This window comes from Limnobacter sp. MED105, from assembly GCF_000170915.1.
In the GTDB taxonomy this organism is placed as follows: Bacteria; Pseudomonadota; Gammaproteobacteria; order Burkholderiales; family Burkholderiaceae_B; genus Limnobacter.
Window position 1 is genome coordinate 283331 of sequence record NZ_ABCT01000001.1, and the last position, 26792, is coordinate 310122.

Sequence of the window (26792 nt, forward strand, 5' to 3'; positions counted from 1 at the left end):
ATGTGGTGATGGTGCTCAGGTTAGACCCATCGCCAACTTTAAATTCCGTTGCTAGAGTCCCGCATGGTTTTACCATTAGGGCCTCTGAGCAACGTGTCAGCTTCTCAATTTTTATCACTTCCAACAGCCTTCGCTGAAACAGAAGCACTGCTCGCACCTTTGTGGGCGGTTCCTTTTGTGCAGGGTGATTGCGGCCCCAATCTTGAATACGACAATGCGTTTCTTGAATTGCAACAAGCAGCCTGCGGCAAACCGGAAAGTCAATTTGAAGCTGCAACACCGCCCGACTGGGGCGCTGTAGAAACAGGCGCACTGCAATTGCTGGCCCGTAGTCGGGACTTGCGCCTGGTGGTGTTGTGGGCCGAAGCCCGCTTGAACCTGGGAGGACTGCAAACCTTGCCAGAAAGTTTGGGTGCACTGGCCAGCCTGCTCGAGACAGCATGGGTTGTCGTTAATCCTCCTCTCGATGATGGCGATCCCTATGCCCGCATCAATGTCATCGAAGGGCTGGGCTTTGGCGGTACTTTCTTTCAGTCCCTGCGAAACTGCGTGGTGGTCGAAAATCCTCGAATCGGGGTCATCCGGCTGAAAGACTTCGAAGCACTGGCAGGCCATTTGCCAGGTACTGAATTATCCGTGTCACGCGAGCAAATCGAGTTGTTCTTTCGTTCGCCAGAAAGCAAGGCAGACGCCTTGCGTGCATGGGTGCTTCGCGGTCAGTTCAGCTTGAAAAAAATTCTCGCCACGCTGGCCTTGCATGTTGAAGCAGATCGACTGCCGCAACTTTCTGAATTCAGTGTGTTGCTGGGCCACGTGTTGTCCTGTCTGCCCGCACATCAAATGGAACAAATTCCCACGCCAGAACCACACAGTGCTTTGTGCGATTCAATCCACGATTCAAGCAAGCTGGGGCATTCAATTGCGCAGTTGCGCATTCATTCCCGTGCGCAGGCTTTGGCTGCCATTGATCAGGTGTGCTCCTACCTCGAGCAGGCTGAGCCCACCAACCCGGCGCAGCTTCTCCTGAAAAGGGCGCGCCGCCTGATCGACAAAAACTTCATGCAGTTGATGAAAGACCTTGCACCGGAGGCCTTGGCCGAGGTGGCAAAAATCATGGGAGTCAATCCCGATTCTCTCGAGCAGGAAGATGCTTAAAGTCGCCCTGCATTTACCCATTCTTCTTACTTGCGAGATTGATCAATGAGCGGACAAAAATTTGTAGGGCGCAATCGCGCACCCCGCGTACAAATTGAATATGACGTTGAAGTGTACGGTTCACAGAAAAAAGTGCAGTTGCCCTTTGTCATGGGGGTTATGTCTGACCTGTCCGGCAAATCAGAAGTGCCTCTGGCACCGGTGGCCGAGCGTGACTTTCTGGAAGTTGATGTCGACAACTTCGATGCACGCATGAAAAGCATCAAGCCCCGAGTGGCTTTTCACGCCGCCAACCACCTCACAGGTGAAGGCAATGTCGCAGTCGACATCACGTTTGAATCCATGGACGACTTCAGCCCGGCTGCCATCGCGCGAAAAGTAGAGCCACTGCGCAAGTTGCTGGAAGCGCGCCAGCAACTGTCCAACCTTCTCACGTACATGGATGGCAAAAATGGCGCCGAGGAACTGCTGGCAAAACTGCTGGCCGACCCAGCCTTGCTTAAAAGCCTCTCCACCAGCGTCAAGCCTGCTGAATCAACCTCTCCTGAAGGTGAGTAATCATGTCTGAACAAATGCAAAACCGCGCGCTCGATGTGATCGAGCTTGAGGGCAATGAACTCTCTTTTCTTTTGCAAAAAGAGTTCAAGCCAAAAACCGATGAAGCCAGGTCTGAAGTGGAGTCGGCAGTACTCACCTTGGCTCGTCAGGCACTGGAAGGCGTGGAGTTGGTGGGCGACGATGTGGTTGACTCCATCGAGCGAATGATCGCCTCCATTGATCAAAAACTTTCTCTTCAAATCAATGAAATTATTCACCATACCGATTTCCAGCAAATGGAAAGTGCCTGGCGTGGCCTGAATTACTTGGTGAACAACACGGAAACAGACGAGTTTTTGAAAATTCGTTTCATGAATGTATCCAAAACCGAGTTGGCCAAAACCTTGAAACGCTACAAGGGTGTGGCCTGGGATCAAAGCCCGGTATTCAAGAAAATTTATGAGCATGAATACGGCCAGTTTGGCGGTGAGCCTTATGGCTGCCTGATCGGCGATTATTATTTTGACCACTCTCCGCCCGATGTGGAAATGTTGGGTGAGCTGTCGAAAATCAGTGCGTCGGCACATGCGCCTTTTTTGTCGGCCGTGTCCCCCGCCACATTGCAAATGGATTCCTGGCAAGAACTTGCCAACCCGCGCGACCTCACCAAGATTTTTTCTACACCTGACTATGCAGCGTGGCGCAGCTTGCGCGAAGCAGAAGACTCCAAATACCTGGGCCTGACCATGCCACGGTTTCTGGCTCGCCAACCCTACGGCGCAAAAACCAACCCGGTTGAAGAATTCGCTTTTGAAGAAGACACCGGCCTGGCCGACCACAGCCGCTACACCTGGGCCAACTCGGCCTATGCCATGGCTGTGAATATCAACCGTTCATTCAAGGAATATGGCTGGTGCTCGCGCATTCGCGGCATTGAATCGGGCGGTGCCGTACCCAACCTGCCCACCCACACATTTCCCACTGATGACGGTGGTGTGGACATGAAGTGCCCCACTGAAATTGCCATTTCCGATCGCCGTGAAGCCGAGCTCAGCAAGAGTGGGTTTCTGCCTCTCATTCACAAAAAAAACAGCGATCTGGCTGCTTTCATTGGCGCACAGTCCGTGCACAAACCGGCTGAGTACGAGGATCCCGACGCAACAGCCAATGCCAAACTGGCTGCTCGCCTTCCTTACCTGTTTGCCACTTGCCGCTTTGCGCATTACCTGAAATGCATCGTTCGCGACAAGGTGGGCTCTTTCAAAGAGCGCGCCGACATGCAGCGCTGGTTGCAAGACTGGATCATGCAATACGTGGATGGTGACCCCGCAAACTCTTCCGAGGCGGTCAAAGCCTCACGCCCGCTGGCTGCCGCTGAAGTGGTTGTTGAAGAAATAGAGGGCAACCCAGGCATGTATGCGTCCCGATTCTATTTGCGCCCGCACTACCAGCTAGAGGGCCTCACCGTGTCTTTGCGTTTGGTCAGCAAGTTGCCATCCGCCAAAGCGTCTTAAAACTTGAATTATTAATCAACCAATTACAGAGGGAATCAAATGTCAGTAGACATGTTTTTGAAAATCAAGGGTGTGGATGGCGAATCCGTAGACAGCGTACATGCCAAGGAAATCGACATTGCCGCCTGGAGCTGGGGCATGTCCCAGTCTGGCACCACCCATGTGGGTCGTGGTGGTGGCGCAGGCAAGGTCAGTGTGCAAGACATCAGCTTTACCAAGTACATCGACAAGGCCACACCAAACCTGATTAAGGCATGTTGCAACGGCAAGCATTTTGATGAGGCCGTGCTGACTGTTCGCAAAGCAGGTGAAAAACCGCTGGAGTATGTTGTCTTGACCATGAAAGACGTCATTATCTCCAACGTCAGCCAGGGCGGTTCGGGCGGTGAAGACCGGTTAACAGAAACCGTGACCTTGAACTTTGCCGAGTTCAGCTATGTGTACGTGCCCCAAAAGAAAGACGGTGGCCCTGAGGGCAAGGTTGAGGCGACATTCAACATTGCAACCAACTCCGAGAAGTAATCGGAAAGCCGGGAAACACAATGTCGAAAGTTGATATGTTCCTGGCCCTGGATGGTTCCCGTCAGGGGGCCATTCAAGGGGAAAGCCAGGTCAGTGGTCATGTCGGTGAAATTGAAATCGCCGGTTGGTCGTGGGGCATGTCCCAGCAAGTTCATTCATCGTCGCAACTGGCGTCCAAAGCGTCGGTGCGCACATTGAGTGTACAAAAGTCGATCGACAGCTCGAGTACCGCCATCATGAGTGCCTTGAAGTCTGCTGAACTGCTGAGCAAAGTGGTGCTGACTTGTCGCGATCCCGGCGGCCTTGCCACCATTGATTACTTGCGCATTGTTTTGCGAAAGGCACGAATTTGTGATTATGAAATTACTGGTGGCGCAAACGATGGCCGGCAGGTGGGGGAGTCATTCTCGATTGCATTCAAAGAAATCGAGGTGCTGTATACCCCCAAGTCGGCAGCCAATTTAAAGGCGGGTGCCTGTACTTACATTGATGTGTATGAGTAAGTCTCGGGACGCCTTGCAACCTGCTTTGCTGGATCGACTTCAGGATGACGAGCCCTCAATTCAGACCGAATCTGCCCACAGTCGCTTCATCACCAAAGAAGCCCTGCGACATTTGGTGTTGCGCGATCTCGAACAACTGCTGAACGCAACCCGCGTTCTTGACAGCGAATCTCTTGAGGGCCAGGCGCACTTGAATGAGTCAGTACTGGCGTATGGCATGCCCCCGGTGGCTGGAAAAATTGCATCCATGATCGATGTGAAAGATTTTGAACACACCGTGGCCAATTTGATTCGCTGTTTCGAACCACGCATCGACGGCCATTCACTCAAAGTAACGGCACAAACCCAGCAGGGCTTGATGCATTTGCACAATGTAATTGGTCTGCGTATTTCCGGTTTGTTGTGGGCGCAGCCTTATCCAATCGAGTTGATGCTGCGCACCGAGGTTGACCTTGAAACCGGCAAGGTGGTGTTGTTGCCGCTTTCCGGTTTCTGAGCAGCAGGCGTCGAGTCAATATGGATCCGCGTTTACTCCAGTTTTATATCCAGGAACTTGCCCATGTGCGCGACAGCGGTGCCGAGTTCGCAGCGCGCTTTCCGAAAATCGCTTCGCGTCTTGCAATGGACGCCACTGAGGTTCAAGATCCCTACGTCGAAAGGTTGCTTGAGGGTTTTGCGTTTCTCACGGCCCGTGTGCAGCTGCGGTTGAACGAGGAGTTTCCGCGTTTTACCGAGCAACTGCTAAACCGAATCAGTCCCAATTTTCTGGCCCCAGTGCCTGCCATGGGTGTGGTGCAACTCAACCTCAATCTCAACGATGTTGCCTTGAAGAAAGGTATTTCGCTTGCGGCTGGCACTGTGTTGCAAAGCCAGGTGGCCAAAGGCATCACCACCCCGTGCAAGTTCAAGGTAGGGCATGGTTTAACATTGTGGCCCTTGGCCATACGGGCCATTCAACATGGACCTTTCAAGGCCACGGCAAGGCGAATGCAAGGCGGCAAGCAGCCACGGTCCGCTTTGTTGGTCACGCTCGAGAATTCCACACAATCTGCGGTGTCACAACTGCCGGTGAATGAACTGGATTTTCATGTTAGTTGTGGTGATGAATACGCCTACACACTTTTTGAAAGGTTGTGTTATCAAACAGTCTCAGTCGGAATACGTTGCCCCGAGCAGACCGATTGGCAATGGTTGCCGCCAGCTTGTGTCGCGGCCTTGGGGTTCAATGATTCTCAGGCACTGCTTCCAGTCCATTCAAACCAGTTCAGTGGCATGCGTTTGCTGCAAGAGTTTTTCGCTTTGCCAGCCCGATTTCTTTTTTTTCGTGTTCAAGGCTTACAGCGCTTTCTGGCTGATTTCAAGCATTCCAGTTTTGAACTGGCGTTTTGTTTCGCTGAGCCCAATAGCGAGCTTGATCGAGTGGTTGCCGTGGACTCATTGGCCTTGAATTGCACGCCCGTGGTCAATTTGTTTGAACACAGTTGCGATCGCATCATGCTGGATGATCGTCTGCATGAGGTCTTGGTGCAGCCCAACCGCAGCAAGCCGCAAGACTTTGAAGTGCACTCAGTGCTGAGCGTGCAGGGGTATGGGCAAAACAAGGCGCAGGAACTGCCGGCCTTGTATGCCAATTGCACCAATACCGCTGAAAGTATTGATCACGAAGGGCCTCAATTCGTACATCGCCGCGTCCCCACGTTGATGTCAGAAAAGCAGCTGCGGGAGGGCGCACGTTCGTCGTATTCAGGCAGTGATGTTTATCTCGGCTTGACCTTGCCCACTGGCGAGCTGATTCAAACACACGGGCTTGCGCAGCTTGCCGTGCAAGCTCTGTGTACCAATCGGGATTTGCCCCTGCTAATACCCGTGGGGCAAGGGCCCACTGACCTGGCCTGGCCGGGTAATTTGCCGGTTCAGTCTATTCGTTTTCTGCGTGGCCCCAGTCGTCCGAAGGCAGCCAGATATGGTGGGCAAAGCTGTTGGCAATTGATCGAGCATTTGTCCTTGAACTATCTTGGCCTGATCGATCAGGATGCGCTCGCCTTGGGGCAGCTTTTGGCCTTGCATGCCGATCCAGCGCAACAAGCGCATCAACACATGGCCAGGGCTATTGTGGCGGTTGAGACACAAACAAGGGTGTCGCGTGTGGTCCGACAGGGAAGGCCAGCTGTGGTGCGCGGCTTGCTGGTCACGCTCACTCTGGATGAACTGGCTTTGCAGGGCACGGGCGCCCTGGTGTTGGGCAGCATTTTGGCCTTCTATCTTGCAAACCATGTGTCGGTGAATTCATTTGTACAAACCCGGGTGCGTCTGCACAGCACCGGTGCGGAGTTTGATTTTCCTGCCAGGTCGGGTAACCGACCCTTGCTGTAGCCGGGCTTGTGCAAATGAGTATGCCAACACCGCCAGTTTCCAATTTCTTCGCTCTGTTGCGGAAAATTGAACAGTCGCATTCTGACAAACCGTTGCTCGGTACATCATTGCGTCTGCGAGATGACCCTGTCCGTTTGGGTCAGCGACCCTACCTTGACTTCGCCACGCAAGATTTCAAATGCGAAGGCACTATTCAGACTACCGGTTTGGGTACGATTCCGAAGCTGTTTATTCAGAACTTTGGTTTGTTGGGTCCCAATGGCGCCTTGCCACTGCATTACACAGAACATGCCTACACGCGGATTCATCAGTGGAATGACCCCACCTTCGCCGAGTTTCTGGATATCTTTCACCATCGGGCTTATTTGTTGTTTTACAGGGCATGGGCCGAGTCACAACCTCACATTGCCTATCACCGCAAAACGTTCAATCCGTTTGCGCAACACTTGAACAGTTTGGTGGGGCATGGTGCATTATCCAGCTGGGGGCGCGAGGCCTTGCCCACCCATTTTCGTGCGGGTTTGGCTGCGCATTTTACCCGGCGAAGCAAAACACAAGCGGGCTTGGCTACAAGCCTGTCAGCCTTAACCAGCCTGCCCGTGGAAGTTTTACCGTTTCAAGCGCAGTGGCTACAGCTGCACGCGCAGAGCAGTGATCAGTCGACAGGGCGGGCGCTTGGGCATGGCGCCATGCTTGGCAGCAGGGTGTGGTGCGCGCAAAGCAAAATAAAAATTGATATTGGCCCCATGGCCTACAGCGCTTACCAACAGTTACTGCCTGGCACACCAGGACGAACGCGCCTTGTGCAGGCCACCCATGCCTACCTGGGGCTTGAATTTGATTGTGAATTCGCACTTCAAATCAGCCCTGACAAGATTCCGCAAGCTTGCCTCAACGGCACAGCCCAGTTGGGGCGCAAGGCATGGCTGGGTGAACTACAGCTGCACAAACGCACCCAGCGGCCAGCAACCGTTCGCATGAAATGCCTTGCGGTTCCCACTCATTCTTCATTGTCCCGGAGTTCCGCATGAGCAATATCAGCCGTGTTTCGCTGTTTGCCAAATTAAATCCTGTTGCATTCAAATCGGTTGAAGGCGCCACTGTGCTGTGCAAACTGCGAGGCAATCCCTATGTGCAATTGGTGCACTGGGTTGCGCAAATTCTTCAACAAGATGACAGTGACTGGCACCATGTTCTTCGGCATTTTGAACTGGATGCGAATGCTGTACTTGCTGATGTGCAGCGCGCTCTTGAGCGTCAGCCTGGTGGAGCGCAGGGTATTTCTGATTTGTCAGAGTCCATCACCAATGCCGTGGAAAGGGCCTGGGTGTATGCCTCACTGATGTTTGGTGCACAGAATGTGCGCACTGGGCATGTGCTGGTGGCTTTGTTGAAAACTGATTTCCTGTCGCAGGAATTGCTGAAAATATCACCCCGCTTCAAACAGATTCCAGAAGCTGCGCTCAGTGAAAATTTTGCACAGCTGGTAGAACACTCGGCCGAGCAGTCTTTGTTGAGCACCGATGTGCCGCTCGGGGCCTTGCCAGGCCAAGCCAGTGGAGCCATGCCAGCAGCGCAGCTGGGCGGCGAGGCGGCTTTGATGCGCTACACCGTGGACCTGACACAAAAAGCGCGCCAAGGCGAAATCGACCCTGTGCGCGGGCGCGAACTGGAGGTGCGGCAAATCATTGACATTTTGCTTCGTCGTCGTCAAAACAACCCCTTGATTACCGGGGAAGCGGGCGTGGGTAAAACAGCGGTTGTTGAAGGATTTGCTTTGCAAGTGGTGGCTGGTCAAGTACCGCCTGCCTTGCAAGGGGTTCGAATTTTGAACCTCGATCTGGGTTTGTTGCAGGCCGGGGCATCGATGAAAGGAGAATTTGAGCAGCGGCTGCGCCAGGTGATTGATGAAATCCAGGCCAGCGAGCAAGGCACCATTTTGTTCATTGATGAAGTGCACACCTTGGTGGGGGCGGGCGGCAATCAGGGAACCGGTGATGCAGCCAATTTGCTCAAACCCGCTTTGGCGCGCGGCACGCTTCGAACCATTGGTGCCACCACCTGGGCCGAGTATAAAAAATACATTGAGAAAGACCCAGCACTCACGCGGCGTTTTCAGGTGGTGCAAGTGGAAGAGCCCTCCGAGGTCAAGGGTATCGACATGCTGCGCGGTTTGACTGCTGCCATGCAGGCACACCACCGGGTCTTTTTACTCGATGAAGCAGTGCAAGCTGCGGTGCGGCTATCGCATCGCTACATTCCGGCACGGCAATTGCCCGACAAGGCAATCAGCCTGCTCGACACCGCTTGCGCACGCGTTGCAGTTTCCCAGCACGCGATGCCTGCACCGATCGAGTTGATTCAAAACAAGCTACAAGCCTTGAGTACCGAACACGCCGCCTTACTCAAGGAATCCACTTTTGGGCGTGAGCATGCTGCACGGCTGGCTGAAATTGAGCTGACGTCAAGCCAATTGAATTCGGATCTGGACCAGTTGCAATCGCAATGGCAACAGGAAAAGCGGATTCTGGATTCCATGCTCACCCTGCGCAATCAAATTGACCAGGCCAATACCGAATCCAATCTTGCACACCTTCAGTTGCTGGAGTGCGAGATCAAAGCGCTACAGGGCGAAACACCCATGATTCACCCCCAGGTGGACGCCCAATGCGTGGCTGCAGTGGTGGCAGACTGGACGGGTATCCCCGTGGGGCGCATGGTGCGCAATGAAATTGAAAATGTACTGAACCTGAGCAACTCCTTGGGCGCGCGTATTGTGGGTCAACGCCATGCACTGGAAACCATTGCACGTCGAATACAAACTTCGCGGGCGGGTTTGGATGACCCGAACAAACCGGTGGGCGTGTTCATGCTGGCGGGTACCTCGGGCGTTGGTAAAACTGAAACCGCTTTGGCACTGGCTGAAAACTTGTACGGCGGTGAGCACAATGTGATCACCATTAACATGAGTGAATACCAAGAGGCACACACTGTGTCTTCGCTGAAAGGCGCGCCACCCGGTTATGTGGGGTACGGGGAGGGCGGTGTGTTGACCGAGGCTGTGCGCCGCAAACCCCACAGCGTGGTGCTGCTTGATGAGGTCGAGAAAGCCCACCCCGATGTGCATGAACTGTTTTTTCAGGTGTTTGACAAAGGCTGGATGGAAGACGGTGAGGGGCGTCGAATCGATTTTCGGAACACCCTGATTTTGTTGACCACGAATGTGGGCACGACCGAATTGATGGCACATTGCAAAACAGGGCTGCGCACTGGCGACATGCCCCACCCCGAGGAACTTGTCCGTGTTTTGCGTGCGCCCATGTTGCGGGTGTTTCCACCGGCCTTGCTGGGGCGGCTGGAGGTGGTGCCGTATTACCCGCTTTCCAGCGACATGCTGGCCAATATTGTTCGCTTGCAGCTCAGCCGGATTCAGCAACGCATTGCCAGCACTCACCAAATTGCTGTTCACATTGATCCTTCTGTCATTGATCGTATTGTGGCCCGTTGCAATGAGGCTGACTCGGGCGGGCGGATGGTGGGCACAATTCTTGGCAATACCTTGCTGCCCACAGTCAGTCGTCAATTGTTGCAGGCCACCCTGTTGGGCCAACCAGTCACTACATTGAGTATCGGCACCGATGGTCAGGAATTCACGTATCACTACGACTAAGTTGCCGAAATCATTGGGCCGGCGAAGTGCATTGCAAATCTTGTTGCGCGGAGTGGGTCTATTGCCAATTGCGCCACTTTTTTTTCGACCACAAGCTGCGCAGGCTGCGCCCTACACTCACCGGCTGGCTTTGCTGATCGGCAATGGCGATTACCCTGTGCCGCACGATCTGCCGCCCATTCACAAAAACGTGATGGATCTTGGTGAGGCTTTGGCCTTTCGTGGTTTCGATGTAACCCAGGCCATGAACCTCGATGAAAACAGTCTGCAAAGCACAGTGGAGGGATTTGTAAAAAGGGTGGCGCAAGCACCCCCCAATGCGGTCACTTTGTTTTATTACGCTGGCCATGGTTTGCAGGTGGAATCCAACAATTTGCTTTTGGGGTCGGGGGCCAACCCCACGGCACCTCGCCGTGATCTGTTGGCAAGTTCCCTGGTGCTTCAGCAAAAGTTGCTGGCCGCCTTGCCGGCCAGGCCTCAGGCCTTGAACATCACCGTGATTGATGCATGCAGAACCGATTTGCGCAATTCCTTGGGCGATGGTGAGGGCTTGAATCAGGTGGAAGCGCCCTTGGGCAGCCTGGTGTGTTTTTCAACTGGTGCGGGCAAGCCAGCGGTGTCTCCAGACGGTGCGGATCAAAACACTTTTTACACCGGTGCCTTGGTGAAACTGCTTCTGGAGTCGGCCAGCCATATTACTTTCAACGACCTGTTTCGCATGGTGAAGGCAGAAGTAGAAAGCACCATGCTGAATCACCCGCTTGCAGCAATTCGACGTTTGGCTCAAATCCCTTTCATTGCAGACAACACCCGAGTGCAGGTTCCGCTGGTGGTGCCTGTGCCTGCGCTGGCAGGTGCATCTGCGCCTCAGTCCATGTCACCCCAAGAGGAGGTTGACTGGCTGGCCATTCAATTCGCGCAGTGGCCCCTTGATCTGATTCGCTTGTGCCAGTCTTTCTTGAAGTTGTATCCAGACAGCATTCAGGCGCGATCAGTGATGGTTTATCTAACCGGAGCCCAGCAGGCCTTGAGCGTGCTGCGCCACAAAGAAGTCAAGTTGTTCAAAACCAGTTTTATACTGCCCCAGCCTTTGCCACCTCAGCAGCACGAGCACGGAAACACTGATCTGGTTCGCGCTGCGCGTGGCGACAAAGACGCAGCCGCCCGCATTGCACGTTTGCATCGGGAGTTGGGTACCCAGCAAAGCCAGCTACGCTATGTGGGTTGGTTGCAGTATGCAGGTGGGTTGGGCAATGGCATTGCGTGCTACGAGCTTGCACTGTATTACCGAGAGGTGGCGCAGCCTTTGTTGGCCGCTCAAGCCGAGGCGCAGGCCCGGCAGTTGGGTTATTCGCCGCCCCGTGCTTTGGGGCATGCACGCAAATAGGCGGGCCTTTCCGGCTTATTTTGAGGTTTTAATTGCCTTACAAAGATTCACAATGTTTGTAAGTGAAAAAGGAACCTGAAAATGATCCGCCCCGTTTTTAACTGGATTGCCCTGGCCTTGTCTGCAGGTTTGCTCATGGCCTGCAACCCCCGCACACATTTAACCGAAGACAACTTGCTTAAAGGCGCAAGGGCCGAAACCTTTATTTTGAGCCATGGTGCCCTGTGTGCGCGTTTGCCCAGCCCGGAAGCGATTGAGCAGTATGCCCGCGACCAGGTGCCAGCCAACAGCGCGGTGGCTCGTGAGGTCAAGGCTTGGGACTTGTCGGGCTTGCTGGATATTTTTCAAACCCGCGATGGTCGCTGGGTGATCATGCCCTCCAGCGGTTTGAAGAAACTGGAAGGTGTGCATTTCAGACAAGGTCCGCAGGGTGACAACGAGGCCTTGTGTTTTGGTCGCTTGTGGGTCGAGAAGACAGTCGACTACATTCAGAACAAGCCTTTTGGTCAGGAAGACGCCGTGTCTGCCCGTTTTGAGGCCAGCTTGAAAGACGCACACATGTTGAATCACTTCAAGAACCTGAAGGTGGAGTCGTTCGATCCTTCGGTGTTTACCTTGAGTACCGGCACTGCGGTGGCCGGTACATTGCAACCCAGTTTTGTCATCGAAATGGCACTTCGCCCCACTCACACAGGTTGGTACCTGGCCAAGAACGGGGCGAACTAGGCGAGCAAAACCGGGTGTTAGCCCAGCGCTTTGACAATGGCATCACCCAGGGTTTTGGTGGTGCCTTTGCCTTTCAGGTCACCGGTCAATACCGTGGGGTCGCCGCTTTCCAGTACCTTCTCAATAGCAGCCAGAATGCTGTCGTGTGCCTGTTGGTAGGCGTTCTGTCGGCCTGCCGCAACTACCGCAGGGCTGTTGCCCAAAAACTGAATCATCAGGGCAGCAGACCAAATCATGGCGATTGGGTTGGCAATGCCTTTGCCGGCAATGTCGGGTGCCGAGCCATGCACGGGTTCAAACAGCGACGGAAATGTGCGGTCTGGGTTCAGGTTGGCCGAGGGAGCCAGGCCAATGGTGCCGGTGCAGGCTGGCCCCAAGTCGCTGAGAATGTCGCCGAACAAGTTGCTGGCCACCACCACATCAAAGCGCTCAGGTTGCATCACGAACCGGGCGGCCAGAATGTCCACGTGTTGTTTGTCGTAGGTCACTTCAGGATAGCCTTGAGCCATGTTGTCCACGCGCTCGTCCCAGTAGGGCATGCTGATGGCAATACCGTTGCTCTTGGTGGCAGCGGTCAGCTTTTTGCGAGGCCGGTTTTGGGCCATTTCGAATGCAAACTTCAACACCCGGTCTACACCGTGGCGGGTGAATACACTTTCCTGAAGCACAATTTCACGGTCAGTGCCCTCAAACATGCGGCCGCCCACGGCCGAATATTCGCCTTCGGTATTTTCACGCACCACCACAAAGTCGATATCACCCGGCTTTTTGTTGGCCAAGGGGCAGGGTGCGCCTGGCAGCAGTTTAACGGGGCGCAGGTTCACGTACTGGTCGAATTCACGGCGGTAGCGCAGCAGCGAGCCCCACAGGGAAATGTGGTCGGGTACCAGGTGGGGCATGCCCACTGCGCCAAACAAAATGGCCTCGCAGGCTTCCAGCTGGGGCTTCCAGTCCTCGGGCATCATGGTGCCGTGTTCGAGGTAGTAATTGCAGTGCGCCCAGTCTTTGTGGTGTAACTCCAGCGTGATGCCATGGGTTTTTTCAGCCCAAGCCAGCACCTTCAGCGCTTCTGGCATAATTTCCTGACCGATACCGTCGCCGGGAATAATTGCGATGGAGTGTTTCACAGCGGTGTCCTTGTTTGAATTCACGGAAGCCCCAAAGGCTACCTGAAGGACAATTGGGCAACCAGTGTGGGAATCCCCGATGGAGTCAGATTGAGCCGCAGTAAAAACAAAAACCCCGCACCTGCCAAAACACCGAATGGCAAAACCGATTTTTCAGCACCAGGTGCCAAGGTACGCATTGACAAATGGTTGTGGGCTGCCCGTTTTTTCAAAACCCGTTCGCTGGCCACCGAGGTGGTGGAAGGCGGCAAGGTGAAGTGCAACGATGAACGTGTGAAGCCCGCTTACGGGGTGCAGGTGGGCGATGTGCTCACAGTGCCTGTGGGGTGGGACGACATGGTGCTGGTGGTGAAAGGTTTGGGCGACAAGCGCGGCAGCGCCACCATTGCGCAAGGCCTTTATGAAGAAACCATGGAAAGTGCGAAAAAGCGTGCTGAACGCGCGGCAAACCGCAAGTTGATGAAAGACCCCGCCCTGGAGATCAAGGCGCGGCCAACCAAGCGAGACCGCCGTGTGATGGACGACTTCAAGTGGGGCGATGAATAAGCCCGGCGAATGCTGCCGCCCTTAAACTTTCTCAGCCAGCGATTTTTCAATCAGTTGGTGCAAGGCCGCGAAATCGGGTTCGCCCACATAGGTTTTGATGATCTCGCCTTTGCGATTGATCACATAGGTGGTCGGCGTAATTTTTACATCATCAAATGCTTTGGCAATATTGCCGTTCACATCCAGCGCCACGTCGAAGGGCAGCTTGCGGGTTTCTGCAAAATTCACCACGTAATCGGGGCGGTCGTAGCTCATGGCCACGGCAATGGTTCGAAAGCCCTGGTCTTTGAACTTGTTGTGGGTGTCGACAATGTCTGGCATTTCTTTCACGCAAGTGGTGCAACTGGTCGCCCAAAAATTCACCAGCATGACCTGGCCCTGGTAATCGGCAGGTGTAATGGTTTGGCCTTGGATAGTGACGTAATCCACTTGCGGTGCTTTGTCGCCCCCGCAGGCGGCCAGCATGCTGACCACTGCAAGGGTTGAAAACAGGGTGAGAAATTTTTTGATCATTGCCGGTTTTTTCTGTGTAACTGATTAACGCGGACCGTTTTCCACGGGCGCACTTCCATTGTTTGGAGTGGCCGACAGGCGGGAAAGTTCAGCCTCGGAAATCAATTCAAGCACCTTGACCACCTTCACCACGCCAGGTACGCCCGCCGCTATGGAGGCTGCACGGTTGGCTTCACGCTCGGTGACCAGACCCATCAAATACACCACACCAGCCTCGGTGGTGACTTTGAATGAGTTGGCGAAAATGTCTTGCGCATCCAGCAGGGAGGCTTTCACTTTGCCGGTGATGAATGCGTCGTTGGAGCGTGCTGACAGTGAGCTTTTGAAACCCACTTGAACGTCGTTCACGATCAGGCGAATGTTGGGCAGGGTGGCCACACGGGCTTCCACGTTGCGCACGGTGGTTTCGTCAGGCGCTTCACCGGTCAGGAGAATTTGTCGGTTGTACACAGTGGCGTTCACGTGGACGTTTTCGCCAAAGCTTTCGCGAATGGCACTTTCAGCCTTGACCTGCAAGGTGCGATCTTCGACTTGGGTGCCCACGGTGCGGCGGTCAGCGGCGGCCAGCGAACCCGCGGTGATGCCTGCCACTGCGCCAGCGAAACAGCCGCCCAACAGCGGTGCTGCAAGTGAGGCGACCAGTACTGCGCTGATGGCGGAAGACCGGGTGCGGGCGAAAAACAGGGGTTTACGACTCATTTTCTTCTTCTCCAAGTAGGCTTAGGTCGATGCCATCGCAAATGCAATGGATCGCCAACAAATGTATTTCCTGAATGCGGGCGGTGCGGTTGTGTGGCACGCACACATGCACATCGCCTTCTTTCAGCTGGTGCACCATTTGGCCGCCGCCCTTGCCTGTGAGTGCAACAATGGTCATGTCGCGGGCGTGTGCGGCTTCAATGGCCAGTTGCACGTTTTTCGAGTTGCCGCTGGTTGAAATGGCCAGCAGCACGTCACCAGGCTGGCCAATGGCAGCCACCTGTTTTGAAAAAATTTCATTGAAACTGTAATCGTTGCCAATCGCAGTGATGGCCGATGAATCGGTGGTCAATGCAATGGCAGCCAGTCCTGGGCGTTCACGTTCGAACCGGCCCACCAATTCAGCCGCAAAGTGTTGGCAGTCGCCTGCCGAGCCACCGTTGCCACAGGCCAGCACCTTGCCACCATTGGTGAGCGCATTCACCATCAGCTCGATTGCCTCGGAAATGGGGCCTGCCAGTTCTTCGGTGGCGGCCTGTTTGGCGGCAATACTTTCGTCAAATTGTTGGGTAATGCGTGTGATCAAGTCCATGGCGCAGGCCTTCTGGCAGTTATCTCGAGCCTTCTATTATAGGTGACCCCGTTGCAGGCGATTTGTATGGCGCAGCGGTTTGATTCCGCTTTAGTTGCTGATTTGCCACGCATTTTGCACCCACCGCGGTTCAGTGCCGTTTTCCAGTGCGACCACATCAAAACGCAGGTGTGTGAACTTGCGTTGACCCTGCTGCACCCACCACAACTTCGCACAGCGCGATACACGGGCTTGTTTGTGACTGGAAATGCTTTCTAGCGCACTGCCATGGCGCTTGTTGTTTCGAAGTCGAACTTCCACAATGACCGCGGTGTTGCCACTGGCCATGATCAAATCAATTTCGCCGCAGCGGCAGCGGTGGTTTCGGGTGACCAGGATCAAGCCGTGTTTTTCCAGCAGTTGCAAGGCTTGGGTTTCGGCCAGTTGCCCCTCTGCCAATAAGGCAAGTTTGTGTACTGGAGGCGCTTTTTCAGCGACATTCGGTTTTTCTTTGGGCACAAGCCATGGAATTTTGGCCTTTGGTGGTCGCAATTTGCGCGTGACCCATGGAATGCCGGACAATTCAGGGACTTTGGACTTGGATTTGAGCGCCATGCAGAACGCCGGTGAGGGGAATGGAGTGAATGATGCTGTGAATTCTGACGTGAGGGCTGGAACAAGGCGAGAACCATCCCTCTATGTGGTGGCAACTCCCATCGGCAATATGGGTGATCTCAGCCTTCGGGCCCGGTCCGTGCTGGAACAGGTGGATCGAATTGCGGCTGAAGACACTCGCAACACTGCTCGTATGCTGGATGCCTTGGGCATCAAGAAGCCTTTGATGGCGCACCATGCCCACAATGAACGGGAGAGTGCACAGGGTGTGCTGGCCTGTTTGCAACGGGGCGAATCGGTGGCTTTGGTGAGCGATGCCGGCACGCCGGCTGTGTCGGATCCAGGCGCGGTTGTGGTTCGTTGTGTGGCCGAGGCCGGTTTTACTGTGGTACCGGTTCCGGGTGCGAGCAGTGTGTTGGCGGTGGTGGCCGCTAGCGGGCTGGTGGATGATGCTTTCACTTTTCGTGGTTTTTTGCCCGCCAAAGGGAAAAGCCGCCTGGATGATTTAAAGAAATGGCTGGCGTGCCCTGAGCCCCAAGTGGTGTTTGAGGCACCGCATCGAGTCATTCAACTGGTTGATGACCTTGAAAGCCTGGGTATGGGCGAGCGCGCGATGTGCGCTGGGCGAGAGATGACCAAACAGTTCGAAACCTTCTACCGGGGCAGGGGTGAGCAGGTGTTTGAGTTGGTGCGGCAAGACACCAACGCCGAACGCGGCGAATGGGCGTGGGTAATCGGCGGCAACCAAGTTTCGGACAGTGATGCGGAAACTGCGCAGGCCAGCGCAGATTTGGACACCTGGCTTGCCTTGCTGTTGGCTGAATTGCCCCTGAAAACTGCAGTGGCGCTGGTGGTGAAAGCCACGGGGATGGCCAAAAACACGGTGTACGACCGTGCGCTGGCCTTGAAAAGCGGGCAGCAATAAAAAAGCCAGCCCGAAGGCTGGCTAAACCACTGTGTAGTATCAAGAACTGCTTTTGCCTATCAGTGCCTGCAAATCAGGCTGGCAGGGGCAAGCCGGCTTCAGGCACTTCAAGGCCACTGATGCTGATCGAGGCTGAAATTGGCAAGCCTTCTGGCAAGGCCAGAGTCAAGGTGCCATCTTCAAAACTGATGGGGCTGGATGGCAGACCACCACCAGTATCTCCACCGGGCAGGCTGGGCAAACCGCCGCCGAGCAAGCCGGTCAACGAGTCCAGGCCAGGAATGGCATCCAGGCCGGGAATTGCGTCCAAACCAGGCAGGGCTGGTGCTTCTGGCAAGCCACCGCTGAGCAGGTCAGTCAGCGAGTCCAAACCAGGCAGGCCGTCTGTTGGAATTGGCAGTGCATCCAGACCAGGAATTGCGTCCAGACCGGGCAGGGCCGGGGCTTCTGGCAGACCGCCGCTGAGCAGGTCTGTGAGTGTGTCCAGGCTGGGGGCGCCGTCGGTTGGCAGTGGCAGTGCATCCAGGCCGGGAATGGCATCAAGACCTGGAATTGCTGGTGCCTCAGGCAGGCCGCCTGTCAGCAGGTCAGTGATCGCATCTGGGCTTGCAGGCAGCATGTCCAAGCCGGGAACTGAGTCCAAGCCAGGAATGCCGGCTGGAGGGGTGGGCAAGCCACCACTAAGCAGACCAGTCAGCGAGTCCAGTCCGGGCAGACTGTCTGTCGGAATGGGCAATGCGTCCAAACCGGGGATGGCGTCCAAGCCAGGCAGTTCGGGGGCTGCTGGCAGTGAGCCAGCAAAGGTGTCCAATACGCCAGCCAGAATTTCGCCAGCTACTGGTACGGCACTGATGCCGTTCTTCAATTCGTCTAGGGCCATGCTTTCTCCGTCATTTGAAATGATTAAAAATAGTTATTAGTTTTCTGTAGGCAATCTGCGTTGCCTTCGTAATAACAACAGAGATTGATTAATCATCGCAATTCGCACATTACTTACAAACGATGAGTAAAAAACTCACTTTTGTGTGATCTTCTTGGGATAAGTTGATGATTTCTAATAGAAATTGAACTAGGTGAGATATTTGTGGCGGGAAATTGATGACAAAACTGTGATGGCGGGGGGTTTACGTCACCTTCGGAGTCACCTTAGCTCGCTGGCGTGTGTCGCCTGTTTTGCACTGGACTGGTGACTTGGGAGCTAAACTTGAAGGGTCACCGCTGCCCGAAAACTTGGCATTTCGGCTTGTCAGCTTGAGCCTGCACTAAGCCAAGCCCTCCAAAAGTAACGGTCGGGTCTTGGCTTTCGCGTCAGGGCGCGATCGTTTGCCTCGGCGTGCCAAGCCGGCAAGTTTTCTGACTGGTCATCGTGCGACCCATTGCAAGTTCAGCTCCCAGCACTCCCGTGCAGCGCTTCGCCACCTCCGAGCGACTCACGGCGGTGTTCAGTGGTCAATCGGCACTGGCGAATCTCCCTCACCACGCAACTCACGGCTGATTTCATCGCCCAATCGGCGGCGGTGTTTCGATCGCCTCGCCTTCAAGAAAACCTGCCCGTTTGAATTCACCCGCCACGGTCGGCCACAGGCCGGCACCGAGACTCGGCCCGCTCTTTTGCCGAGCGAGGTGAGTCAGGGTGAATCTCAAAAAGGGACAATCAGGTTTTCTGGCGAGAGATTGAAACCCTAGTCGAGTGGGCGATTAACAAGCGACGAGAGATCAGAACCCGAGCCGATTGGGCGATTAACAAGCGACGAGAGATCAGAACCCAAGCCGATTGAGCTATGCGCATCGGTTATTGAGCACGTAAAAAAAGCACGCCAACCCAGGGTCAACGTGCTTTTTGTGCCGCATCAGCAAATCGAGAGAATCAATCTCCGTACATACGCTGCTTCAATTCCCGGCGCTGCTGTGCTTCAAGTGACAGCGTGGCGGTGGGGCGAGCCAACAAACGGGCCACGCCAATGGGGTCACCCGTTTCTTCGCACCAGCCATATTCGCCCGCATCAATTTTTTGAATTGATTGCTGAATCTTCTTCAACAGTTTGCGCTCGCGATCGCGGGTGCGAAGCTCAAGCGCATGTTCTTCTTCAATAGTGGCGCGGTCTGCAGGATCGGGAACTACCACGGTTTCACGCAGGTGCTCAGTGGTTTCGCCTGCATTGGCCAGCAGTTCCTTTTCCATTTCCTGCAAACGCTGGCGGAAAAAGGCAAGCTGCACCTCGTTCATGTAATCGTCTTCTTTCATCGCGAGCAATTGTTTCTCGGTGATGACGGGCGTCTTCTCAGTGGTCATAGCACAGCCTCTAGTCCTTTGGTTTTTTATTGACTATATACCAGTATATCCGCTATCGGGCTAGACAAAGCTCTAACCCTTGGGTGATAAATTCCTTGGGGAGTTTACGCCCAATAAACACGATTTTGCTTTCTTTCTTCTCGGCACTGTCCCATTTTCTGCCCCAGTCCAATCCCATCAGCATGTGAACGCCTTGGAACAGCGCGCGGCGGTCGCTGGCCTTGATGTTCAAAATGCCTTTGTAGCGCAGCATGTCGGGGCCGTAAACCTGCGTCACGGAGCCCATGAATTCTTCAAACTTCTGTCCGTCGAACGGCTTGGTGCTTTTGAACACAAAGCTTTGAATTTCGTCGTTGTGAATGTGTTTGTCTTCGTCCAGAAAGTCGGGCGCGATATCCAGAATCGAATTCAGGTTAAAGCCACGCACGTCCAGCAGTTTATCGATGGGTGCTACGCCGAACTCTGAAATCATCATTTCTGCGCGCGCATTCATTTTAACCAGTCTGCGTTTCAACGCGGTGACTTCGTCTTCCGTGCACAGGTCGGTTTTGGACAATAAAATGCGATCCGCAAAACCGACCTGTTGTTGAATCTCGCGGTGTTCGTCAAGTTGCTGCATGCCATGCTTGGCGTCCACCACGGTAACCACTGCGTCCAGAATGAAGCTTTCAGCCACCAGATCATCGACAAAGAAGGTTTGTGCAACCGGACCGGGGTCGGCCATGCCAGTGGTTTCAATGACTACACGGTCAAACTTGAGTTCGCCAGCCAGTCGTTTGGCAGCCATTTCGCCCAGAATACGTACCAGGTCGCCACGCACTGTGCAGCACAGGCAACCGTTGTTCATCTCGACAATGTTTTCCTGTTCGTTTTGCATCAACAGGTCGTTGTCGACGCCTTCTTCGCCAAATTCATTTTCAATCACGGCGATTTTCATACCGTGGTTTTCTTTCAGAATTCGATTCAAAAGGGTGGTTTTTCCACTGCCCAGAAAGCCGGTAAGAATGGTGACTGGGATCATGTTGTGGCCTGGTTTGTTCATGGTGCTTTGCGCTGCGAAAATTGGGTCAACAATTGAAATGGGGTTACTTGGTCAAATTTAAAGGGCTTGAAACGTCCACACACCTTCAACGGCCAAGCGTTTTACCAAACCTTTGTACCACAGGTAGTGAAGGTGGGCGATGGCTTCGCCCATGGCAAAGCTCATTTGGTGGCCGTCCATCTCACGCCGAAACAGAACACTGATGGCTTGGCGCGCAGTCAAAGGTTTTTCCTTGATCGCCTCCAGCAATTCATTCAGGCGGTGATCGTGGTGGCGCAACAATTGCGCACACCGGTCGTGCACGCCTTTGAAAGGTACACCATGCGAAGGCAGCACCATTAATTGGTCAGACAACTGCGCCATGCTTTGAACCGACTTCAGGAACAGGAGTAGCGGGTTGCCTTCGGGTTCGATGCCGTAAACACTCACGTTGGTGGAGATTGTGGGTAGCAACATGTCGCCGCTGATCATCAGGTTCAAGCTGTCGCAGACCAGGCTGATGTGTTCCGGGCTGTGCCCGAAGCCGGCATGGCAGCGCCACACATGGCCGCCAATCTCGATTTCATCGCCATGCTGAATACGCTGATAGTTCAGCGGGGGTTCGGGCACCAGGCGGGAGAACATGCCGCCACGGGCTTCCAGTGTTTCATCGGCTTTTTTCTCGTTCATCAGGCCATGGCTGGCCATGAAGGTGCCCAAGGTGTTGCCGTCAAAGCCAGGCAGGTTGGCGCACAAGCCGCGGGCCATGAAGTATTCACCCGTGGACATGTGCACATGCACGCCATGGCGGCGGGCCAGTGGGCCAGCCATGCCGATGTGATCGGGGTGGGCGTGGGTACAAATAATTCGCCCCAAGGGTTTGCGGGCAAACAGGGTTTGTTCAATTTCTTCCCACATGGCGGCCACGTCGGGCAGGCCCGCGCCGCAGTCCACCAAGGTGTACTGGTTTTCTTCCTCAATTAGCCACACATTGATGTGGTCGAGTGCAAAAGGCAGCGGCAATCGAAGCCACAGCACGCCGGGTGCAACGGGGGTGGGTTGGCCCAAAACGGGCGGTTCAAACAAACGTTCAATTCCCATGTGTTTTCTGGTGACTTTTCAGTCATTTGTGTGGGTGAAGGGGCTGATTGTAGGGCATCATTTCGAAAAAGCATAACTTCTGCGGAGACTTTGATATGTTGAATTTGCCAGGACTTCAGTTTGATCTTGGAGAAGACATCGACGCCTTGCGCGATGCAGTACAAACCTTTGCCCAGGCGGAAATTGCCCCGTTGGCGGCTGAAATGGACAAAACTGACCAATTTCCTATGCATTTGTGGCGAAAAATGGGCGATATGGGCCTGTTGGGGCTGACCGTTGAGGAAGAGTTGGGCGGCAGCGGTATGGGCTACCTGGCCCACATCGTGGCTATGGAAGAAATTTCGCGGGCCAGTGCTTCGGTGGCGTTAAGCTACGGCGCGCATTCCAACCTGTGCGTGAACCAGATTCGCCGCAACGGCACCGATTGGCAACGCAAAACTTTCTTGCCCAAACTCATTTCCGGTGAGCACATTGGTGCTTTGGCCATGAGCGAACCCGGTGCTGGGTCTGATGTGGTCAGCATGCAGTTGCGGGCCGACAAAAAGGGCGACAAGTATGTGCTGAACGGCAACAAAATGTGGATCACCAATGGCCCCGATGCCGATGTGCTGGTGGTGTACGCCAAAACCGACCTGGCTGCCGGGCCGCACGGCATTACAGCCTTTCTGATTGAAAAGAACTTCAAGGGTTTTTCAATTGCGCAAAAGCTGGACAAGTTGGGCATGCGTGGCAGCCACACCGGCGAGTTGGTGTTCGAGGACTGTGAAGTACCCGAAACCCACGTGCTGGGCAAAGTAGGCCGCGGTGTGAACGTGCTGATGAGTGGGCTTGATTTTGAGCGAGCAGTGCTTTCAGGTGGGCCATTGGGCATCATGGCTGCAGCCATGGATGTGGTGGTTCCCTATGTGCACGACCGCAAACAGTTTGGTCAAAGCATTGGTGAATTTCAGCTGATTCAAGGCAAGCTGGCTGACATGTACTCCACCATGATGGCCACCCGTGCCTATGTGTACCAGGTGGGCAAGGCCTGCGACAAAGCCACACCGGAAACAGTGCGCAAGCTGCGCAAAGACTGCGCGGGTGCCATTTTGTATTCCGCTGAAAAGGCCACGTGGATGGCGGGCGAATCCATCCAGATTCTGGGCGGCAATGGCTACATCAACGAGTATCCATGTGGCCGTTTGTGGCGCGATGCAAAGCTGTACGAGATCGGTGCGGGCACCAGTGAAATTCGCCGCATGTTGATTGGTCGCGAGCTTTTCTCCGAGACGATGTAAACACTTATTGTGGCAGGGCAGGTCCGGCGGATTTGAACACCCGCTTGTCTTGCCCAATCACCACTTCACTGGCCCACAAATAACTCAGCCTGGGGTGCGCGGTTTGCAGCACCTTCAGCGCCTCAACGTTTCCAAGCAAATGGTAGTTCATCCAGGCCAGTGAATACTGCGCTGCAATTTCGCGTCCCCAGGTGGAGGTGGGCAGCAGCGGGTAGTTGGTGTGTTGGGCGTGGCTGGCTGCGTCGGCCACAATGAAAGCACGGTCGCTGGTCAGCTTGTCATAAACAGGACGCACCACGGCAGGGTTCACTGCCACAATCGGGGCAATGGGGCCGTCATGGTCTCCGGTTTGAATCATGACCGGAATCGGGTTTTTGTCAAACACCGATTGAATTTCACTGATGGGTGCGGCGGCCACTGCTGCTTTCAAACGCGGCTCTACGGCTTGCAACCCCATGGTGGCAATGGCGCCCATGCTGTGACCAATCACACCAATGCGGGCGGGGTCGATGAATTCGCGCACGGGCGAGTTGTTCAGCAGGTAGGTGAGTGCGTCTTGCGCTTCTTCGATGTTGTTGCCTGGGTCGCCTTGTACCTCGTCTGCTGAGCGGCCCTGGCCTGAAAAGTCAAACGCAAACACCAAGTAGCCTGCATCCGCAAACAACTGGTGCCACCAGCGGTACATGGCGGTGTTGGTGTTCAAGCCTTCCAGCGCCAGAATCACCGGGTATTTTTGGGCAGTGGCTTCGGTTTGCCCCCGCTTGGGCAGCACAATTTCGCCATGCAGGCGGGTGCCGTAGCGGTTTTGAAATTCAACGGAAACCAGCGCCACCGACTGGTTGTTTTCGGGGTGGCCGTACCAGTGAAATACCTGATCGATTCGAGACCCATCGCTCAGTTGCGCAGCCATGGCGCGAATTTGAAATTCAAGCAGGGCGGGGTCGGTGATGTCGCTCAGTGTGTAGCCCAAGGCGATGGGGTCGACCACGCCAGCCAATTGTTGGCGCGGCAGCATGTCGCTGACCATGCCCAGCTGCGATAGAACATCGTCATTGGACACGGGGCTTTCCGGGGGATTTTCGCCTTGAACCGAAGCAGGCCAGCCAAAGGCTTCCGTGGATTGAATGGCATTGCGCGATGCAGAGCCAGAATTGTTTTCTCCATTGCAGGCCCACACCAACAACGGCAAAAGCAGGTAAACCAATTTCAAACGACTTCGCATGACAACTTCCTTGGGCAAGGTACTCATGATACTAAGTTGGCGCAGGTTTTGGATTTTCTTGGGCAAACGGGAATGGGATCTCGTAGAATCGACAGTTCATCATATGGAGTGACGCCAGTTTATGAGCAGCCTGCCCCTGGACCTGAAAACACTTGAGGACGACTTCGGCGAACTCAGCGAAACCAGCCACCTGACTGAAGAGGAAGAGCGTGAGCTGTCCAAAAAAGTGGCCAGTGATATTCTGGCGGGCTTCGACAAACACTACAGGCTGTTTCGCTACTGTGCTCAACAAACCAAGAAGCTTTTCGAGGAAGGCGACTGGCATTTGATTCAACAACTGGCTCGCGACCGTATCGATTTCTACGATGAGCGTGTGAAAGAGGCGGTTGACCTGTTGCGTCGCAACTATGGTTCGCTGTTGATGAGTGAATCGGTGTGGGCCAAGATCAAAACCCGTTTTGTGACCTACCTGGTCGATCACAAGCAGCCAGAGCTGGCTGAAACTTTTTTCAATTCTGCGGTGACCAAGATTTTGCACCGCGACTATTACCACAACCGGTTTCTGTTTGTACGCCCCGCAGTCAGCACCGATTATGTGGAAAGTGATCCACCTTCCTATCGCAGTTATTACCCGGCGAATCCGAAAAGTGGCGGCTTGCGCAAAACCTTGAAGCGCTTGATTCGTGACTTTTCATTGAACGCTGATTTTGTGGATTTGGAGCGCGACTTGCGCTACGTGGTGCATGCTGCGCGGCAGGTGATGCCGCGCCCAATTAAAGTCGACCCCGATTGCCAAATCCAGGTGCTTTCAAGCCTGTTTTTCCGCAACAAGGGCGCATACATCATTGGCAAGTTCATCAACTCGAACATGCCGCAGCCGTTTGCCATTCCAATTCTTCGGGATTCATCGGGCAAGTTGTACATCGACACGGTGCTGTTCAATGTGCAGCAAATTGCCACGCTGTTCAGCTTCACGCGCGCTTACTTTTTAGTCGACATGGAAACGCCTGGTGCGTATGTGCAGTTTTTGCGTACCCTGTTGCCCAACAAGCCCAAGGCAGAGATGTACACCATGCTGGGCTTGCACAAACAGGGCAAAACCCTGTTTTACCGAGACTTTTTGCATCACTTGAAGCATTCGCACGATGAATTTATCGTGGCGCCCGGTATCAAGGGTTTGGTGATGGCCGTGTTCACGCTGCCTTCCTACCCGTATGTGTTCAAGCTGATCAAGGACAAAATTGCACCGAGCAAGGAAATTGACCGTGCCGGTGTGATGCGCAAGTACCAACTGGTGAAGGAACACGATCGTGTGGGCCGTATGGCCGACACTTGGGAATACAGCCATGTGGGTTTGCCGCTGAACCGGTTTTCGCAGGAACTGATCGATCATTTGAAAGACACCTGTGAAAGCTCGCTGAGTTTTGAAGACGACACGGTGGTGATCAAACACGTGTACATCGAAAGGCGCATGACACCGCTGAACATTTACCTGCAGCAAGGCACCGACGCCGAAGTGGAGCATGGCATTACCGAATATGGAAATGCCATCAAGCAATTGGCCGCAGCCAATATTTTCCCGGGCGACATGCTGTTTAAAAACTTTGGTGTAACGCGCCTGGGGCGTGTGGTGTTCTACGATTACGACGAAATTGAATACATGACGGATTGCAATTTCCGCCGCATTCCGGATGCACCCAACCCCGAGGCGGAAATGTCGTCTGAGCCGTGGTACACCGTGGGTCCGAAAGATGTATTTCCTGAGGAGTTCGGGCATTTCTTGCTGGGTGATCGCCGTGTGCGAAAGGCGTTTCTGGGCAAGCACCGCGACTTGCTGGAATATGAGTTCTGGCAGGAGCGCAAAGATCGCATCGGTAACGGGCATATCGAAGACATCTTCCCGTATTCCGAGGCAGTGCGGTTTACCAACCGGTTTATCAAGAAGCAGTGAGCGACTTACCGCCTCGGTCTCTGGTCAACTCGGCGGTGTTGCCAGGTCATCACCAACTCAGCGGGGTTGCCCGATTCCGCACTGAAAACCGCTTAGTCCCTTTTTGAAGCAAGGCATTCAATTCACCCAAGCCCGACAAAAAAGATGGTCGGGTCTTGGGTGTCGCCATTGGGCGAGCATTGAAGCCTTGCTTCAAACGGGGCGGTTTTCTTGAAGTTCGGAACGGGCAATCCCACTGCCGAGTTGGCTTAAACCGGCGCTCGCGAATCTCCACCAGCGCGTAGCTCACCGCGGGTTTCAAAGCCCAATCGGCGGCGGTGTTTCGATCGCTTCGCCTTCAAGAAAACCTGCCCTTGCGTGCCGAGCAGGGCCGGTGTCGCCCACCATGGGCGACAGAGAACGGACCCGACCCGCAGTTTAGGAGGGTCGTTCTCAGGCATCGCAAGGTTCAGCAAGGGATAAACAGGTTTTCTGGCGAGAGAGCGGAACCCAAGCCAATTGGGCGATTAAGAAAGCTGCGAGACAGCTGAACCCAAGCCAATTG

The 26792-nt window shown here is 54.5% G+C and carries 25 protein-coding genes; 15 read left to right on the forward strand and 10 right to left on the reverse strand.

What is annotated here, in order from left to right:
• Positions 1–93: 93 nt before the first annotated feature.
• From LMED105_RS01310 to LMED105_RS01360, 11 genes are all read left to right on the forward strand, one after another.
• Positions 94–1155 (forward strand): ImpA family type VI secretion system protein, encoded by a 1062-nt coding sequence (locus LMED105_RS01310; RefSeq protein ID WP_008247412.1) that lies wholly within the window; start codon positions 94–96, stop codon positions 1153–1155.
• 45 nt (positions 1156–1200) lie between these two features.
• Positions 1201–1713, forward strand: coding sequence for a type VI secretion system contractile sheath small subunit (tssB, locus tag LMED105_RS01315; RefSeq protein WP_008247414.1), 513 nt, complete (start codon positions 1201–1203; stop codon positions 1711–1713).
• 2 nt (positions 1714–1715) lie between these two features.
• Complete coding sequence (gene tssC, locus LMED105_RS01320) at positions 1716–3206, forward strand: type VI secretion system contractile sheath large subunit (protein ID WP_008247416.1); 1491 nt, start codon at positions 1716–1718, stop codon at positions 3204–3206.
• A gap of 39 nt (positions 3207–3245) precedes the next feature.
• The gene (locus tag LMED105_RS01325) at positions 3246–3728 is read left to right on the forward strand and encodes a type VI secretion system tube protein Hcp (RefSeq protein WP_040512037.1); all 483 of its coding nucleotides are present in this window, start codon (positions 3246–3248) and stop codon (positions 3726–3728) included.
• A gap of 20 nt (positions 3729–3748) precedes the next feature.
• The gene (locus tag LMED105_RS01330; RefSeq protein WP_008247419.1) at positions 3749–4231 is read left to right on the forward strand and encodes a type VI secretion system tube protein Hcp; all 483 of its coding nucleotides are present in this window, start codon (positions 3749–3751) and stop codon (positions 4229–4231) included.
• Entirely contained in the window at positions 4224–4727 is a 504-nt protein-coding gene (gene tssE, locus LMED105_RS01335; protein ID WP_008247422.1) for a type VI secretion system baseplate subunit TssE, read from the forward strand. The genes LMED105_RS01330 and tssE overlap by 8 nt, the downstream gene beginning before the upstream one ends.
• Positions 4728–4747: 20 nt before the next feature.
• Positions 4748–6604 (forward strand): type VI secretion system baseplate subunit TssF, encoded by a 1857-nt coding sequence (tssF, locus tag LMED105_RS01340; RefSeq protein ID WP_008247424.1) that lies wholly within the window; start codon positions 4748–4750, stop codon positions 6602–6604.
• A gap of 14 nt (positions 6605–6618) precedes the next feature.
• Positions 6619–7635: a type VI secretion system baseplate subunit TssG gene (gene tssG / locus LMED105_RS01345; protein WP_008247426.1), complete on the forward strand. Its 1017-nt coding sequence runs from the start codon at positions 6619–6621 to the stop codon at positions 7633–7635.
• Positions 7632–10274, forward strand: a complete 2643-nt coding sequence (gene tssH, locus LMED105_RS01350) for a type VI secretion system ATPase TssH (RefSeq protein ID WP_008247427.1) — start codon at positions 7632–7634, stop codon at positions 10272–10274. Before tssG ends, tssH begins: the two co-directional genes overlap by 4 nt.
• A gap of 31 nt (positions 10275–10305) precedes the next feature.
• Entirely contained in the window at positions 10306–11661 is a 1356-nt protein-coding gene (locus LMED105_RS01355; protein ID WP_198006768.1) for a caspase family protein, read from the forward strand.
• An 81-nt stretch (positions 11662–11742) separates the two neighbouring features.
• Positions 11743–12387: a hypothetical protein gene (locus tag LMED105_RS01360; protein ID WP_008247431.1), complete on the forward strand. Its 645-nt coding sequence runs from the start codon at positions 11743–11745 to the stop codon at positions 12385–12387.
• A gap of 17 nt (positions 12388–12404) precedes the next feature.
• Here the strand turns inward: LMED105_RS01360 and LMED105_RS01365 are convergent, their stop codons facing one another.
• The gene (locus LMED105_RS01365) at positions 12405–13538 is read right to left on the reverse strand and encodes a tartrate dehydrogenase (RefSeq protein ID WP_008247433.1); all 1134 of its coding nucleotides are present in this window, start codon (positions 13536–13538) and stop codon (positions 12405–12407) included.
• 66 nt (positions 13539–13604) lie between these two features.
• Between LMED105_RS01365 and LMED105_RS01370 the strand changes: the two genes are divergently transcribed.
• On the forward strand, positions 13605–14060 hold the full coding sequence (locus tag LMED105_RS01370; protein ID WP_008247435.1) for an RNA-binding S4 domain-containing protein: 456 nt from the start codon (positions 13605–13607) through the stop codon (positions 14058–14060).
• Between the two features lie 21 nt (positions 14061–14081).
• On the opposite strand, the gene LMED105_RS01375 is transcribed toward LMED105_RS01370, so the two are convergent.
• The 4 genes from LMED105_RS01375 to LMED105_RS01390 form a co-directional block, all read right to left on the reverse strand.
• Positions 14082–14573, reverse strand: a complete 492-nt coding sequence (locus LMED105_RS01375) for a peroxiredoxin (protein WP_008247437.1) — start codon at positions 14571–14573, stop codon at positions 14082–14084.
• Positions 14574–14597: 24 nt separating this feature from the next.
• Positions 14598–15272 carry a BON domain-containing protein gene (locus LMED105_RS01380; RefSeq protein ID WP_008247439.1) on the reverse strand — a complete coding sequence of 225 codons (675 nt, stop codon included), beginning with the start codon at positions 15270–15272 and terminating at the stop codon, positions 14598–14600.
• The gene (locus LMED105_RS01385; RefSeq protein ID WP_008247441.1) at positions 15262–15864 is read right to left on the reverse strand and encodes a phosphoheptose isomerase; all 603 of its coding nucleotides are present in this window, start codon (positions 15862–15864) and stop codon (positions 15262–15264) included. Before LMED105_RS01385 ends, LMED105_RS01380 begins: the two co-directional genes overlap by 11 nt.
• 90 nt (positions 15865–15954) lie before the next feature.
• Positions 15955–16458, reverse strand: a complete 504-nt coding sequence (locus LMED105_RS01390) for a YraN family protein (protein ID WP_008247444.1) — start codon at positions 16456–16458, stop codon at positions 15955–15957.
• Between the two features lie 25 nt (positions 16459–16483).
• Between LMED105_RS01390 and rsmI the strand changes: the two genes are divergently transcribed.
• Entirely contained in the window at positions 16484–17383 is a 900-nt protein-coding gene (gene rsmI / locus LMED105_RS01395) for a 16S rRNA (cytidine(1402)-2'-O)-methyltransferase (protein ID WP_232222690.1), read from the forward strand.
• A gap of 73 nt (positions 17384–17456) precedes the next feature.
• Here rsmI and LMED105_RS15995 read toward each other — a convergent pair whose 3' ends face one another.
• From LMED105_RS15995 to LMED105_RS01415, 4 genes are all read right to left on the reverse strand, one after another.
• Positions 17457–18263 (reverse strand): hypothetical protein, encoded by an 807-nt coding sequence (locus tag LMED105_RS15995; RefSeq protein WP_008247449.1) that lies wholly within the window; start codon positions 18261–18263, stop codon positions 17457–17459.
• 987 nt (positions 18264–19250) lie between these two features.
• Positions 19251–19676 (reverse strand): RNA polymerase-binding protein DksA, encoded by a 426-nt coding sequence (dksA, locus tag LMED105_RS01405; protein ID WP_008247451.1) that lies wholly within the window; start codon positions 19674–19676, stop codon positions 19251–19253.
• A gap of 52 nt (positions 19677–19728) precedes the next feature.
• A complete protein-coding gene (locus LMED105_RS01410) occupies positions 19729–20697 on the reverse strand; it encodes a GTP-binding protein (protein WP_008247453.1) in 969 nt (322 codons plus the stop codon).
• Between the two features lie 78 nt (positions 20698–20775).
• A complete protein-coding gene (locus LMED105_RS01415; protein ID WP_008247456.1) occupies positions 20776–21798 on the reverse strand; it encodes an MBL fold metallo-hydrolase in 1023 nt (340 codons plus the stop codon).
• A 95-nt stretch (positions 21799–21893) separates the two neighbouring features.
• On the opposite strand from LMED105_RS01415, the gene LMED105_RS01420 reads away from it, so the two are divergent.
• The gene (locus LMED105_RS01420) at positions 21894–23075 is read left to right on the forward strand and encodes an isovaleryl-CoA dehydrogenase (protein ID WP_008247457.1); all 1182 of its coding nucleotides are present in this window, start codon (positions 21894–21896) and stop codon (positions 23073–23075) included.
• 4 nt (positions 23076–23079) lie between these two features.
• Here LMED105_RS01420 and LMED105_RS01425 read toward each other — a convergent pair whose 3' ends face one another.
• Entirely contained in the window at positions 23080–24297 is a 1218-nt protein-coding gene (locus LMED105_RS01425) for a S9 family peptidase (protein ID WP_198006769.1), read from the reverse strand.
• 121 nt (positions 24298–24418) lie between these two features.
• Between LMED105_RS01425 and aceK the strand changes: the two genes are divergently transcribed.
• The gene (gene aceK, locus LMED105_RS01430) at positions 24419–26248 is read left to right on the forward strand and encodes a bifunctional isocitrate dehydrogenase kinase/phosphatase (protein WP_008247459.1); all 1830 of its coding nucleotides are present in this window, start codon (positions 24419–24421) and stop codon (positions 26246–26248) included.
• The last annotated feature ends 544 nt before the right edge of the window (positions 26249–26792 follow it).